7 protein-coding genes and 2 pseudogenes are annotated in these 14,537 nt (G+C 65.7%); all 9 read right to left on the reverse strand.

The features are described from left to right. Nucleotides 1–59: 59 nt before the first annotated feature. Nucleotides 60–1,358, reverse strand: a pseudogene (locus ACN28I_RS01380) (hypothetical protein); the annotation flags it as partial. Next, nucleotides 1,309–3,045, reverse strand: coding sequence for a hypothetical protein (locus ACN28I_RS01385; RefSeq protein WP_420940375.1), 1,737 nt, complete (start codon nt 3,043–3,045; stop codon nt 1,309–1,311). The gene ACN28I_RS01385 and the pseudogene ACN28I_RS01380, both read right to left, overlap by 50 nt. A 64-nt stretch (nt 3,046–3,109) precedes the next feature. Then, nucleotides 3,110–3,817: pseudogene (locus ACN28I_RS01390) on the reverse strand (caspase family protein); the annotation flags it as partial. Between the two features lie 260 nt (nt 3,818–4,077). Further along, nucleotides 4,078–6,684 carry a hypothetical protein gene (locus ACN28I_RS01395; RefSeq protein WP_420940376.1) on the reverse strand — a complete coding sequence of 869 codons (2,607 nt, stop codon included), beginning with the start codon at nt 6,682–6,684 and terminating at the stop codon, nt 4,078–4,080. A gap of 661 nt (nt 6,685–7,345) precedes the next feature. Then, nucleotides 7,346–8,797: a sigma-54-dependent transcriptional regulator gene (locus ACN28I_RS01400; protein WP_420940377.1), complete on the reverse strand. Its 1,452-nt coding sequence runs from the start codon at nt 8,795–8,797 to the stop codon at nt 7,346–7,348. Then, nucleotides 8,794–11,043: an ATP-binding protein gene (locus ACN28I_RS01405; RefSeq protein WP_420940378.1), complete on the reverse strand. Its 2,250-nt coding sequence runs from the start codon at nt 11,041–11,043 to the stop codon at nt 8,794–8,796. Before ACN28I_RS01405 ends, ACN28I_RS01400 begins: the two co-directional genes overlap by 4 nt. Nucleotides 11,044–11,148: 105 nt before the next feature. Next, the gene (locus ACN28I_RS01410; protein ID WP_420940379.1) at nt 11,149–11,991 is read right to left on the reverse strand and encodes a S8 family serine peptidase; all 843 of its coding nucleotides are present in this window, start codon (nt 11,989–11,991) and stop codon (nt 11,149–11,151) included. 960 nt (nt 11,992–12,951) lie between these two features. Continuing rightward, nucleotides 12,952–13,890 carry a hypothetical protein gene (locus ACN28I_RS01415; protein WP_420940380.1) on the reverse strand — a complete coding sequence of 313 codons (939 nt, stop codon included), beginning with the start codon at nt 13,888–13,890 and terminating at the stop codon, nt 12,952–12,954. A 12-nt stretch (nt 13,891–13,902) separates the two neighbouring features. Continuing rightward, nucleotides 13,903–14,499: a hypothetical protein gene (locus tag ACN28I_RS01420; protein ID WP_420940381.1), complete on the reverse strand. Its 597-nt coding sequence runs from the start codon at nt 14,497–14,499 to the stop codon at nt 13,903–13,905. Nucleotides 14,500–14,537: the final 38 nt, after the last annotated feature.

Here is a 14,537-nt window from a genome sequence, read left to right on the forward strand (position 1 = left end):
GTGCCGTCGGTGCGCCACATGCGGGCGGTCTTGTCCAAAGAGGCGGTGAGGACGAGGGAGCCATCGGGGCTGAATGTGGCGGAAGTCACTTCATCCCTATGGCCCGAGAGGATGAGAGGCTGCCCCGTGCCGTCGGTGCGCCAGATGCGAGCCGTCTTGTCTACGGATGCAGTGACGACGAGGGCGCCATCGGGGCTGAAGGTGGCGGAATTCACTGTTCCGGTATGGCCCGAGAGGATGAGAGGCTGCCCCGTGCCGTCGGTGCGCCAGATGCGAGCGGTCTTATCCGCAGAGGCAGTGACGACGAGGGAGCCGTCGGGGCTGGAGTGGGCTCTGTATACAGTGTCCCTATGTCCGGATAAGATGGCGCTGCTGATGGCGTGTTGGCTGATAGCCAGGGCAACCTGGTGCCATGGACTGCTCGGAGATTCGAGCTGATTGTTTGCCTCGAGTAGCACCAGCAGTGCCTTGGTGGGATCCTCCTCAACGAGTCTGTCTATTTGTTTGACCAGCGCGCTGGCCAGGACCAGATCCCTTTGTTCCTGAGCTTCCTTGGCGCTGGCGGTAGCTGCTTCCTGTTGCTCGCGCGCCTCCCTGGCGTTGGCTTCAGCGGCATTCCTCTGGGCAAGGGCTTCCCTGGCATTGATGTCGGCGAGCTGTTGCTGTCTCCGCGCCTCCCTGAGGTTGGTTTCGGCGGCCCCCCTTTGTCTCTGGGCCTCTCTGGCGCTCGCATCGGCGGTTTCCTGTTGTTTCCGAGCCTCCCTGAAGTTGGTCTCGGCGGATTCCTGCTGTTTGCGAGCTTCCCATGCGTTGGTGTCGGCGAGCTGCTGCTGTCTTTGCGCCTCCCTGGCATTGGTCTCGGCGGCTTGCTGTTGCTTGCGAGCCTCCGCGGCGTTGGCCTCGGAAGTATTCCTCTGCGTCAGGGCCTCCCTGGCGTTGGCATCAGCGAGTTGCTGCTGTCTCCGAGCCTCCCTGGCATTGGCTTCAGCGGCTTCCTGCTGCCGCTGGGCCTCCCTGGCGTTGGCCTCGGAGATGTTCCTCTGCGTCAGGGCCTCCTTGGCGTTTGTGTCAGCGAGTTGTTGTTGTCGTTGAGCTTCCTTGGCATGGGCTTCGGCGGCTTTCTGCTGCCGCTGGGCCTCCCTGGCGTTGGCATCGGCGGCTTCCTGTTGCCTGCGGGCCTCCTCGAGGTTGGCCTCGGCTGATTCTTGCTGCCACTGGGCTTCACGGGCGTTGATGCCGGCGATTCGCTGCTGCTTCTGGGCCTCGATGGAGCTCGCCTCGGCGGCCTCCTTCTGCTTGCGCGCCTCTTCAGCGCTGAGCCTCGGCGGCGCGCTGCTGGAGTTGGGCCTCTCTGGCATTGAAGTTGGCTTTGTCGGCCTGGACGAGGGCGGCCACCGTGAGCGCGACGAGCATCATGGCCAACGTGAGGGCGAGCACGCCGCGACGGGTGCGTAGGAAACGCCGTCGCTTTGCACTGGCCCGGAGGAAGCCACTCTCCGCGGCGTTGAAGCCCAGGGTCGCGGTGGGCTGGCTCCCAGGTGACACGGTGGACAGGGCCAGGGGTACATCCGTGCGGCGTAGGGTTGCCGGCGCGAGGCCCAGTTGCTCGAGGCGTCCATCCGCCCACAGGAAGTCGTTGCTGTGGCGGTGGCGGTGCCACTCGGATGCAGCGTGGGAGACACGGCGCAGCAAAAGCATCTCGCGGCTCGCCTGGCGGGCCCAATCGTGGAGCCGCGGCCAGGCGGACAGGAGTGCATCGTGGGCAGGCTCGACGCACGGGCCACCGTCGTCGCTGGCCACCACCAGGCGGCAGGTTTCCAGCGTGCGCAGGGCCCGCCGGACGCGGGCATTCTCCTCCGGGAGGCTGTAGTCCAGCTCGGCGCGAGGGACCCTGCGGCGCGCCAGTTCGCCTCCCTCGAGGGACACCATGCGCAGCAGCACGTTGCGCAGGGTTTGTTGGAAGGCGGGAAGTTCCCCGGGACGGAGGGCCGGTATGGCGGGTCGTTCGTCGGACGGGGGCGGGGGTGCTCCGGAGAAGACGAGCTCGGCTCGGCGCTGGAGCGCGCCCGCGATGCCGCCCCCAATGTGCCGGTAGTCCTCGAAGGAGAGGGTGCGGTCGCCCCGGCCACTGGCGAGGTATCCGTCGAACAGCTCGCTGAGGGCCACCGAGAGCAGTGGCAACGCTCCCGGCATCTGCTCGACGTCATCCAACAGGTGCTCGATGAGCCCCGGTTCGAAGAAGAGGACACATGCCTCCGCGGGCCTCTCGATGCAGCGGCGCAGCTCGTCCCGGTTCATGGGGGGCAGGGGACGGCGGTTTCCTTGCCATTGCTCGGAGGACAGTCCGGAGGGTCGCAGCAGGGCGAGGAAGTGGGGCTCGAAGTCCGAGCGCAGCAGCCACAGCAGGCGCAGCCGGGGGTGGGAGAGCTGGAGCAGGCCGCTCAGGGCCCGCAGAAATGACTGGCGCGGGGCGTCGTCGAGGCAAGTGGTGACGAGTTCCTCGAGGGGATCGACGACGAGGAGGAGCGAGAGGTCGCCGTGTCGGGTGAGAAAGGAGAGGACGCACTCGGCGGCGGCATGGGGTTGGGAGACGAGGCTCGTGGCCGAGGGCACGGGGTGGCCGGGTTCCAGCGAGGCGAGCCAGGCGGAGAGCGCGTGGAGAGGCTGGGCGGAAGGGCGCAGGGAGGGAGGAACACGCCAGGTCGGGTCGTCGCTCAGCCGGGGCAGGAGACCGGCGTGGACGGTGCTGGACTTGCCGGCACCGGAGGGGCCGCACAGCAGCAGCAAGGGGTGGGCGCACAGGTGCTCGAGCAGCGAGTCGACAAAGCGCTCGCGGCCGAAGAAGAGGTGGCGGTGGGCCGAGGAAAAAGGACGGAGGCCCAGGTAGGGATTGGAGCGTTGGGAGAGGGGGGCCGCCAGAGGCAGCGAGGGGAAGGACTCCGAGAGGTGGAAGAGGAACTCGCCACTGTCGTGCCATTCCAGGGGCCAGAGCGCGGGTGTCTGCTGGTGATGAGAGGGCAGCAGGTCGACCAGTCTGTCGCGCAAGAAGGTGGAGAAGCTCGGATGCGGTGAGCAGGCCGTCTTGATTGGTGTCCGCGGGTGAGGGGGACTGGAGGGCTTGAAGCAACGCCAGAGCGAAGGGCGAGTGGCGCCCATCACCGAGGGACTCCTGGGAGGGTTTGGACAGGAGCCTGTCGGAGGCCAGCTCGTCGTAGGCCGTGGAGACGAGGAGTTGGAAGGAGCGGCGGGAGGAGAAGTGGAGGAAGCGCTCGAGGAAGAGAGGCGCGGGAGAGTCGGGTGGGCGAAGGTCGCGCGACGTGGAGTGGGGAAAAGCGCCCGCGAAGCAGCAGTCGAGGATGAGCAGCAGATGGCGGCAGGAGAGAGCGCGCAGGGCCTGCCGGAGCGAGGCCATGGGCCAGTAGGAGGAGGGATCGTCGCGGCGGGTGTCGGCGGGCAGCAGGAAGCCGGAGAGGCGGTGCTGGTCGTCGGTGTGCGCCAGCCCGTGTCCAGCGAAGTAGATGAGGAGCCTATCCGGGGGAGGCTGCAGGGAGGGAAGGTGCTGGGTCAGAAGCTCGGAGAGGGAAGCCATGGAGGCCTCCTCATCGAGAAGGCGGAGCACCTCGAATCCTTGGTCTTCCAGCGTGTCCGCGACGGCATTGGCATCCCGGACGGCATTGAAGAGGGGGGGGATGCCATGGGCGTAGGCATTGATGCCAATGACAATGGCCAGGCCGTGTTCGAAGTCTGGTGAAGCAGCACCGGATTCGGAGTGTCGCATTGGCGGACACAACACGTCGAGGGCTCTCCGTGAATCCATATTCGATTTTTCCGGAAATGGAATGCCTGAGCTTGCCCCCTTGTATCAGGCTGGTACGGCGGCTCGCTTGCCCGGCTCGAAGCGAATGGGAAGACGTGCCGGGCCATTCACGTGGATGGCCCGGCATGGCTCCCAGGGGGCGAGCTGGGTCAACAGCTCGTCCTTCGGCGCCGACCGTTACTGCTCCAGCAGGCCCGCGAGATATGTCTTCATCTGAGCAGGGGGCGGTAGTCAGGAATGGAGCCTACCGCGCCATGCTGTCAGGGAGAGATCAGTCGTGCCATCACTCGCTCGCTGTTGGTGCTTGGCGAAGGATTGGAACGGCGATAGACGACGAGCGAATATTCCCCTCCCATGGCGGTTACCGTGGGCTCGACTTCAGCCTCCGGCTCGGTGGAGATGGCAATACCGCTGGTGTCGAGCACCTTGCCCAGTTCGTTTACCCGCGCACCGTAGATGTCAGAGAATCCAGTACCGCTGCGGTAGTCCTGCCACACGACCAGGAAGTTCGCCCCATCGTGGGCCACGACGGGGTTGTGCTGACTGTTGGTGGCGGCAGAGATGGAAATACCGCTGGTGTCGAGCAGCGTGCCGGCGCTGGTCACCCGCGCCCCATAGATGTCCTGGTAAGTGCTGCTGCGGTATTCAGTCCACACGACCAGGAAGTTCGTTCCGTTGTGTGCAACCGAAGGATGCTCCTTGGAATTGGCGGTGCTGGAAATGAGAATGCCACTGGTATCGAGCAGTGTGCCGTTGCTGCTCACCCGCGCACCGTAGATGTCAGCATTGCCACCACTGCGGTAGTCCTGCCATACAACCAGGAAGTTCTGGTTGAAGGCCAAGACGGGGCTGTACTGACTGTTGGTGGCGGTAGAGATGGGTATACCGCTGGTATCGAGCACTGTGCCGTCGCTGCTCACCCGAGCACCGTAGATGTCAGCGTTGCCACTGCGGTAGTCCTGCCATGCGACCAGGAAGTTCGCCCCGTCATGGGCCACGACGGGGCTGCTCTGGGCGTTGATGGCGGTAGAGATGGGAATGCCGCTGGTGTCGAGCACCGTGCCGTCGCTGCTCACCCGAGCACCGTAGATGTCAGCGTTGTCGTGGTATTCATACCAGACAACCAGGAAGTCAGTCCCCCCGTGAGTCACTACGGGGCGATATTTGTTGCCGCCGGTGGCAATAGGAATGCCGCTGGTGTCGTGCACCACCGTACCTGTCTCGTCCACCCGCGCACCGTAGATCGCGGAGTTGCCGCCGCGGAAGTCCTGCCACACGACCAGGAAGTTCGTCCCATCGTGGGCCACGGAGGGCGTGTACTGGCCGTTCGAGGATCTGGAAATGGAGATGTTGCTGGCATCGAGCACTGAACCGGTGCTGCTCACCCGTGCACCGTAGATGTTGGGACTGTTGATGTGGCTATGATCATGCCAAACGACCAGGAAGTTCGTCCCATCGTGGGCCACCGCAGGATTGTACGCGGAGGTGGAGGAGGTGGAGATGAGAATGCCACCGGTGTCGAGGACCGTGCCGGTGCTGTTCAACCGCGCACCGTAGATGTCATGGCTGCGGTAGTCCTGCCACACGACCAGGAAGTTCGTCCCCTCGCGTGCCACTGCAGGGAGTTGCTGGTCGCTGGTGGCGGTGAAGATGGGGATACCGCTGGGATTACGCACCACACCCGTAGTACCGCTCACCCGGGAACCATAGATGTCATAGTTCGTGCCGCTGCGGTAGTCCTGCCACACGACGATGAATTCCGTCCCGTTGTATGCCAATGCGGGGGATTCCTGGGTATTGACAGCATTGGAAATGAGAATGCCACTGGTGTTGAGCACCGTGCCAGTGTTGCTCACCCGAGCGCCGTAGATGTCAGCGCTGCCGCCGCCGCGGGTGTCCTGCCACACGACCAGGGAGTTCGTCCCGTTGCTGGCCACAGCGGGGACACTCTGGTTGTTGGTGGCGGTGGAGATGGGGATGCCGCTGATGTCGAGCACCGTACCGGTGCCGCTCACCCGAGCACCGTAGATGTCGTAGTTCGTGCTGCTGCGGTAGTCCTGCCAGACGACTAGGAAGTTCGTCCCATCATGGCTTACCGAGGGGTTGCTCTGTTCGTTGATGGCGGTGGAGATGGGGATGCCGCCAAGGTCGAGTACGGTGCCGGTATTGCTCACCCGACTACCGTAGATGTCATAGTTGCCACCGCGGGAGTCGTGCCAGACGACCAGGAAGTTCGTTCCGTCGTGGGTCACGGCGGGCGCGTACTGCCAATTGATGGCGTTGGAGATGCGAATGCCGGTGGTGTCGAGCACGGTGCCAGTATTGCTCACCCGAGCGCCGTAGATGTCATAGCTGCCGCTATTGCGGTAGTCATGCCAAACGACCAGGAAGCTCGTTCCGTTGTGGGCTATCGCAGGGTTGTATTGGCTGTTATCCGCAGGACCATTCACAGGATCGTCCATGCCAATCTCGGGTGACACGATGGGGTCGAGCACGGCGGGGTAGGTTGACGCATCCACCACCTGCGCCGGCACGCGCAACACGATGCTGTCCGCTTCGAAACGGGCGGGCACGGGAGTGCGTTGCCCCTCCGAATCCACCCAGGTGCCATGGCCATAGCGCACGCCCAGGCCGCTGCTCCCCGCAGCGAAGTGCAACCCGTTGACCGTCTCTCCAAGGTAGCGTCCGCTCTTCACCGGCAGCCGCACCTCGAGGTCCCCTGTTCCAGAGGGCTTCTGCTCGAAGCTCCAACTCTGTTCCACCCCGTCCTTGCTGTTGCGGAAGTGTTCGGCCACCCCATTACGCGCGATGGTCAGTCCACCGGAGTCCTGCACCCGGCCCTTCGCTTCGTGGCTCGACAGCAGCATGTCTCCACGGGTCACGTGGGCGGCGCCAAAGCTGACAGGCGCTCCTTCCACAGACTCGTGCGCGGGAGACTCCGGCCGTTGCACCCGTTGTTCCTGAGAGGGTCGTGGGGCCTCGGCTCCCTCGGGCTGGGCCCGTGGGTAGTGGTAGGGAGTGACGCTGAATCCGCCGGTCTCTACCCGCACCGCATAGGTGCTGTGCCCTCCCTCCCAGGCTGAGCCTTGCGGCCGGAAGGCGAAGTGCACCTGGTCCATGACCTTCTGCACGTCAAACGGGGCTTTCACCTGCCCTGAGTCCGTAGGGGCTTCGTTGGGCGCGGCCTGTGTGCGTTCTTCTTGGGCACAGCCAGAGAGCAACAAGGCCGCGAGCAGCCCCGCAGCCCATCGGCTGTTTGAAGAGAAACTCATTGTTGAAACCTCCGTACTTGGGGATATCCGTTCACCAAGACAGGAGGGGGGTGCCCCCCCGACACTCCCCTCCTGACCTGGGGCTGGGTGATTTCAGCCGGGATGGTGGCTAGCAAACAGTGAGCCAGTGCGCGGCCGCGGGGCTTCTTCAGAGCCAAGAGCGTTCTGGAGCCACTCTGCGCCTGGACGGAACCGGCCACTGGGACGTGGAGATTGGACAAAACCGTCCACGTGCGTCAGGTCACGCGACCGGCTCTCACTCGTCTTCGTCGTCGCCAGATTCGGAGTCGCCGAGATTCTTGAGGAAGCGCTCAACGGCCTTGCGGTTCCACCCAAGCTTCTTTCCGGCCTCTGTTTTGTTGCCACGCGCTTGCTCCGTGGCCTCCAGCACGAGGGCCTTGGTGATGGCGTGGCTCTTATCCTGGAGGGGGAGGGTGAGCAGCTGTTGGGCCATCTTCCTCAGCAACTCCTCCAGCTCGTCACTCGTGGCTCCCTTGGAGTCCAGGGGTAGATAGCGGTCGAGCGTCTCCGCGTCGATGCGCTCGGAGTCGGTGAGGATGGCCAGCCGGTAGATGGCGTTGCGGAGTTCGCGGACATTGCCCGCCCAGAGACGTCGGCAGAGCTGTTCGATGGCCTGCTGTGTGAAATGTAACGGCTTACGGTGCCCGGCGGCGAAGTACTGGATGAGCGCGGGGATGTCCTCGCTGTGTTCCGAGAGCGGGGGGACGCGGATGAACAGCACGTTGAGCCGGTGGAACAGATCTTCGCGGAAGCGCCCTTGCCGGACGCGTTCCTTCAGGTCGACGTGGGTGGCGGCGACGATACGGCCTTGGAAGATCTGCTCGCGGGCGGTGGGACCGACGGGCCTGAAACGCCGGGTCTCCAGGACGCGCAGCAACTTGGCCTGAAGGGCCGGGCTCAACTCGGCCACCTCGTCCAGGAAGAGGGTGCCTCGCCGCACGAGCGTGAAGTATCCATCCTGGTCCCGGTTCGCGTCGGTGAAGGCTCCTCGAACGTGACCGAAGAGCTGAGCCTCGACCAGGGTCTCGGTGAGGGCACCGCAGTTGATATCGAAGAAGGGCTCGGAAGGATGGGGACCGAGCTTGTGGAGAGCCTGGGCCACCAGCTCCTTTCCGGAGCCTGTCGGCCCCAGGATGAGGACGGGTACCGGCTCCTGGATATGGGCCGTGGCCACCCGCTGGATCAGGGCTCGCAAGTTCTGCATGGCCACCGAGGTGCCAATGAGTCCAAGGTTCGAGTCGGGGGCTCCTCGGGCTCGGAGGTCCAGCAACTCCTGATTGAGCTCGAGCTTCCGGCGCAGCTCCTTGAGGATGATCGGTACTCGCTGCTCGGTTTCCGTCTTGAGCACGTAGTCTTCGGCCCCCAGCTTCATGGCCTCGCGTATCTCGTTGGGCTGGCTGTGGCTGCTCACCACGACAATCACTGTCTGGTAACGGCCGTGTATCTCCTGGATGAGGGTGAAGCCGTCCCGGTTCCGGATATCCTGGGAGAGCTGCAGGTCGATGAAGGCGATGTCGATCACGGCCTCCTCGAGGATCTGCCGGGCCTCGGTCAGGTTGCTGGCCCGGTGGACCTCGATGTTCCCGAGAGGTTGCAGGACACCGGCCAGATTCCTCAACGCCATTCTTTCATCATCGACAATGAGGACCCTGAGGAGCCGCTGTTCATTCGTATCGTTGAAGTTCATGTCGAGTGAGGAAGGGTGAGGCTGAAGAACGTGCGTTCCGATTCACGCCGGAAGGAGAGCTCCCAGCGGAAGGTGTAGGCGATGCGTTGAACCACGGTCAGTCCAATGCCATACCCGCCTGGTTTCGTGCTGATGCGGCGGCTGGTGAAGAGGACGGGAGCTACATGCTCTGGGATGCCAGGACCCGTGTCCCAGATGTCGAGGAGCTGACCCGTGGACCCCTGGTGAAGGCGGATGCCGATGGAGCCCGCCTCGGGTGTCGCCTGGGCTGCGTTGCGCAGGAGGTTGCTGAGGAGCTGTACCAGGGAGCCCCCCTCGGCGGTGACGGTCAGCTCCGGGGGGACGTCGATCGTGACGGACAGCTTCTTCTCGTGGATCGGCTCGCGGACGAGCAGGAGCGCTCGCTGGATGTGCCCGAGGAGCTGGAGCGGAGCGAGCTGGGGGGTGGGGAGCTGGAGCCGGCGCAGGGAGTGGAGCATCCGCTTCATGCGGTCGACCTCATCGCGCGCGAAGGAGAGGTCCTCCTCGTCGAGCGGCTGTCCGCCGGCACCTCGCCGGAGGAGCTCCTGGAGGAAGTTCAGGGGATAGACCATCTCGTGGCAGAGCTCTTCGCTCAGCGCGCTGAGCGTCAGCTGCTTCTCCTTCTGGGCCGAGCTCACCTCGAGGCGCCTGATGGACTCGAGCTCCTGAACGACCTCGGCGTTGTGAAGGGCCAGGGCTCCCAGGCTGGAGAGCGTCTCCAGCAGGTGGATGTCTTCCTGGGTGTAGAGGGCCGCCCCACGCTTGGGGGCGACGAGCAGCACGGCTCGAAGTTCTCCCAACGAGCGCATGGGGATCAGGAGGTGCTGCTCGCGGGGGCTCTGCGCCGTCCAGAGGTTCTCCCCCCGCGCGAGACGCTCCTGGGCGTCAACGGGCAGATAGGAGAGTTCGACGAGCCCTCCTGGCTCGACAACCTGGGCCGACACGGTGGGAAGGGTCTTCACCACCACCTCTTCCACGGCTCGCTGGATGGCGGGAATGTCACGCAGTGCGGCCAGCCTGTCACTGAGGCCCTCGACGGTGCCGCGGAAGGCCAGGGTGGTGGGGAAGAACAGCCGTGTCTGGAGGTGCCGCGCGAGCACCATCAAGAGGAGGAAGAGCGCGAGGCCCAGCAGGACGAGCAGCTTGGGCACGGCCTGTTCGTTCCGGGTGGCCAGCCAGGCCAGGGATGTGCCCAGGAGCGACAGGAGGATGGCCCCCAGGGCGAATGGAACCCTCAACATCCTCGAAGTGAGCACCGTCCGGGCTTCCAGGATGTTGTGGCGAATCATGGCGTAGCCGATGGAGAGCGGAAAGAGGAGGACCGCGAAGGGCAGCACCAGATGTCTCACGTCCCTGCCTGTGAAGAGGGTGAGCACGTGCACGAGCGCGATCAGCAAGGGCGTGGTGATGAGGCCCCAGGATGCGGTGACCAGCTCGGTGCGATCCAGTCCCGTGCTGCGCCGCATTCGGAGGAGGACGACCCCCGCGAGGATCACGAAGCTGGGGGCCATCAGATGATCGATGGCGGATCGGATGGGATGGATATTCCATCCGGTGAAGCGGGCCACGATGAGGCTGATGGCTGTTCCGGCTCCCAGCACCGTCAGGGCGATGAGCCCGCGGCGAATGACGGTCGCCCTCCACTGGGGCGGCTTTGGGAAGGCATAGGCCAGCCAAAGCGCTCCGAGCGGGATACCTACCGCCGCGATTGAGAAGAACGGCGCCAGCCACGCATTCGTGTGGTAGTCGTAGAAGGAGAGCAGGAGAAGAAAGGCCACGACCGACCAGAACGCGTAGGCACGCCGCGCGGCGGGACGGCCAGACACGGTGAAGACCATTCCTCCGGACCAGAGCACCAGCCAGGCCGCCAGCGCATACGCGACGAAGAAGAACAGGAACTCTTCGGCACCGAAGCGGCTGATGCGGGAATGGATGGGAGGCAAGGACCGCCCCCGCGGATCCTCGAACCCGAGGTGGGCCATCGTCTCTTTGGCGGTGCCCGCCATGCGCTCGTAGCGCTCCAGGGGTGATGGAAGAGGGACCTCCTTCGGCAGCGTCTCTCCATTCACGGCCACGAGGCGGTGGTTCACGTGGGGGAGGGGTTCGGTGCGCTCCCACGAGGGCAACTCGACGATCGAATAGAAGTGGTAGGCATCCACCAGGAGCGAGGGGAATGGCTTGCCCAGGGTGGTGTATGCGCTGGCCGTGGCAATCCCCGTGAGCACGAGAGCCAGGACGGCCGGGAGGAGCAGGCGATGTTTCCAAGGGTGTTGGACCCGCGAATTCGTTGCTGGAACCATCGTTCTTCCTCGTGTGGAGCGCCATGAAGTCTACCCCGGCGTTGCCGAGGGGAATGCACAGGCTTTGGCGAGGAAGCGAGCAACCGTCTGGGAGGGCATGGCCTCGAGGAGCCGCACCAGCTCGTAAAGCCATCGCGACACTTCCCTGACCGGGACCTCCGCTGGGGCCTGCTCCAGCGAATCGCCCAGGACCTCGAGCACGTGGAGGCAGCGATCTCCGAGTGCTCCATGGTCCATTCCGTCCTCTGGCCACCCGGCAGGGCCGTACAGCCGCAGTGCGCGCAGGTGGCGTGCAAGCCAGAAGAGGGCGTCCTGCAGGGCGGGGGTGCGCAGCACCAGCGGGACCAGGTGCCCACGCAGGGCCAGATAGCGTTGGGTCAGGTCGCTTCGAGGCGCCAGGTGGCGCAGAAGGGACTCCCATCCTCGCGCCGCCTCCAACTCCAGCCCAGCAGTGGAGGGGCTCACTGGCTGGTCGGAGAGGGAGCGGCGGGTGGCCAGCAAGGCGTAGGAGACCGGGTCGGCCGCGGCCAGACAGGCCCCATGAGCGTCGATCCTTCCATGGCCCAGCTTGAAGTTGTGCCCGGCACCATCCCATTCATTGAAACGATCGGCCTCCAGGCCCGGTGCGGCGGGCTCCTCCTCGGAGGGCTGCTTCAGGGCCGTGGCTCGCAGGAGTTGGCGGACTTCGACGAGGCTCAATTCCGGATGGGTCGCGAGCATTCGGGCCGCGGTGCCGGCAACCAACGCCGCGGCCAGGCTCGAGTCGTCCGCAGCCCCCACGCCCGGAAACGTGACGAGCTCCCCCGGCGCGCAGAGCTCGAACGGAAGGCCCCAGTCGCCCGAGGGGATGGCGATGGACCCGATACCAGCCACCCCTGAGGCCGCAGGCCGCTACCGGGATGACCCAGGGCTGGGCGTTGAAGTCATCGGCCGCGAGAACCGTGCTGTCTCCATGGAGATCCCGGTTCTGATCGATGCGCCCGGTACAGCACACGATGATGGCCCCCCGGCCCCCACGGCCACTCCGGGCGCTGCCTCGCAGGATGGCCCTCAGGTGGGCGGGAACCCCCCAACCCGCGTGGGCCATGGCGATCAGGACGACATCCGCGCCCCAGTCACCCACGGCTCGGGCCAGGGCCGCCGCCAGGTCGGTCCCATGGACGTGGGAGGCGTGCGCGAAGGGAACCTCGAACAGCCCGAGCCGTACGTCCATGGCCACCGCCTCGACCGCGGCGGCCATCACCACTCCGTGCCCCGCCATCGGCTGCACAGGCTCCGGGGGCTGCTGACCCCGTGGAAACCGCAACCCCTGCTCCGCGGGTGTCAGGTGGAGGGAGTTTTCATCCAGGCCTTGTAGGACGCCCCAGCCGCCGCAGTCCGAGTCGATGACGGCCACCCGGACCGGGACTCGCGGATGACCGTCCCAGCCCACGGCGGGGCTGTTGGGTGAGGGAAGGCCGATGGCGCGCAGCAGGGTGTCGATGGAGAGCCGCGGGCGTGGCAGACCGATCTCGGGCTGCTCTGGGGAGGTGGGAGGCAGAAGCTCATTCGGAGCGGGCTGGGGAACGTAGCGCTCGCCCATGAAGACATGGCTGTCCACGCCGATGTAGCCCACCCCACGTGCTGGATGGCCTCGCCTGCGACACACCAGGGGCTGGATGAAGCGTGCGGGCAGTGCCCCCTCATCGATCGACGGCGACACGTACAGTCGCTCCGTGCCGACCGAGGGGAAGGAAACCCAGCTCACGGGGACGGGCAGCGGGCGGCCATCTGCTCCTGGGAGGGGCGAGACGATCGAGAAGTCCTGATAGGGCAGATCGTCGGCCGAGAGGGCTACATCGAGCTGGCGCAGGAGGTGATACCCACGGTGCTGTCGTGGATAGGCCTGAACACGGAAAGACATACGGCCTCCAAGGAAGATGCGATGACCATTCCGGCGAGGTTGTCCACGGGGCGAATGCGCCGTTCGCGGATCCGCTCCAGCTCGCTCGCGCGGTGGGAGAGCCATTCCGCGAAGCGCTCGAACCGGCCCTGCGTCGCGGTGGATGCGGCGGCCCTCGTCAGCAGGGCCCCCGCGGTGAAGAAGGCGGTGGGAGGAAAGCCCAGCGCCGCGGGAATGCCGAGCCCGTGGACGGCTTCGTCCTCGGCGGTGTCCTCCGCGTCGTCCACGCACTGCATGCCCGAGGCGAGCAGGGAGAAAGCGCACCGGAAGAGCCGGGCCCTGTGCGCCTCCACCCGGTGGCGGAGCAGACACTCGCTGGCAATGCCCGCCCAGCCGAGCTTGAGGAGGATGATGCGGCCGTAGCGCCTGCGGTCCAGCGAGCGTCGCGCCAGTGCTGCCCGCTCGAGACCGACGCCGCGGCGCCACGCTCGGATGCCACGATCGATCACCTTCGACGTATGGCGCTCGTCCCCATCGGCCTCGGCGAGGCTTCGCCGCCAGTACGCCAGGAAGTGCGTCGCCAGCCGTTGCCTCTCGGGCGTGGTGGGTGCTTGCTGGTCGGCCATACGGTCCACGAGCACGTTGTAGAAGCACGCTCCGTGGTGGGCCCTCCGGAAGGCCTCGAGTGTGCGCTCATCCCCCGGGCTGTCGGAGGGCAGGGCGAAGAGCGGCAACTCCCTGCTGGGCTGGAGCCGGAAGACGTCGGCCCAGCCCGCTTCCGGAGTGCGAGCGAGGCCCAGCTCGAACAGCAGCCCGCGCGCTGGCTCGCGCAGGTCATGCGGGAGGCTGGCGATCACCGTCTGGTAGGTGGAATCAATCGTGGTGCTCATGGGCAGTCGGCTTCACCAGCTCGCGGTGAGGTCCTCCCAGGGCGCGATATGGGCGAAGGCCGGCTCGTCGACGAGCAGCTCCTTGAAGCAGCGCAGCTGGGGCTCGCTGAGCTGCATGGGCCGGCCGACGAGCCGGGACAGCTCCTGGTCCAGCGCGTTCCGGCTGCCGGGGGTTCCTGGCTCATACAGGGCGGCGGCGGCCTGGACCGCCTTGAAGCGCTTCACGAGGCCACCGTCCGGCTTGAGGAGCGCCAGGTAGAGGTCGTGAAGGCCCGAGGCCGATACCATCTCCTGGACTTCTCCGCGCTGCTGCTGCCCGCTCCAGGGCGAGAGCGCGGCGAGAGCGGGCGACCTGGCGAGGCGCTCGAACGCGTGGAGCTGGGCCTCGCTCAGCCGTACCGGCCGGTCGAGGAGCTGGGTGAGGAACTGCTCCAGCGCGGTGGCGCCGCCGGAGACGTGGGGAGCGCGGGTGGCGTCGCGCAGCTTCCGCAAACGCTCCGGGCCGTTGCCGTCCGGGCGCAGGAGCCGGAGGTAGAGGTCTCCGAACACCGCTTTGGAAAGGGCGACGGAGTTCGAGTGGGCATGGGCGGGGGAGGTGTTGGGATTCATCGGGTATGTCCTTGGAAGGAGCCGGGGTGTGAGGCTGA

The organism is Archangium gephyra (assembly GCF_049060025.1).
Taxonomy (GTDB): Bacteria; Myxococcota; Myxococcia; order Myxococcales; family Myxococcaceae; genus Archangium; species Archangium gephyra_A.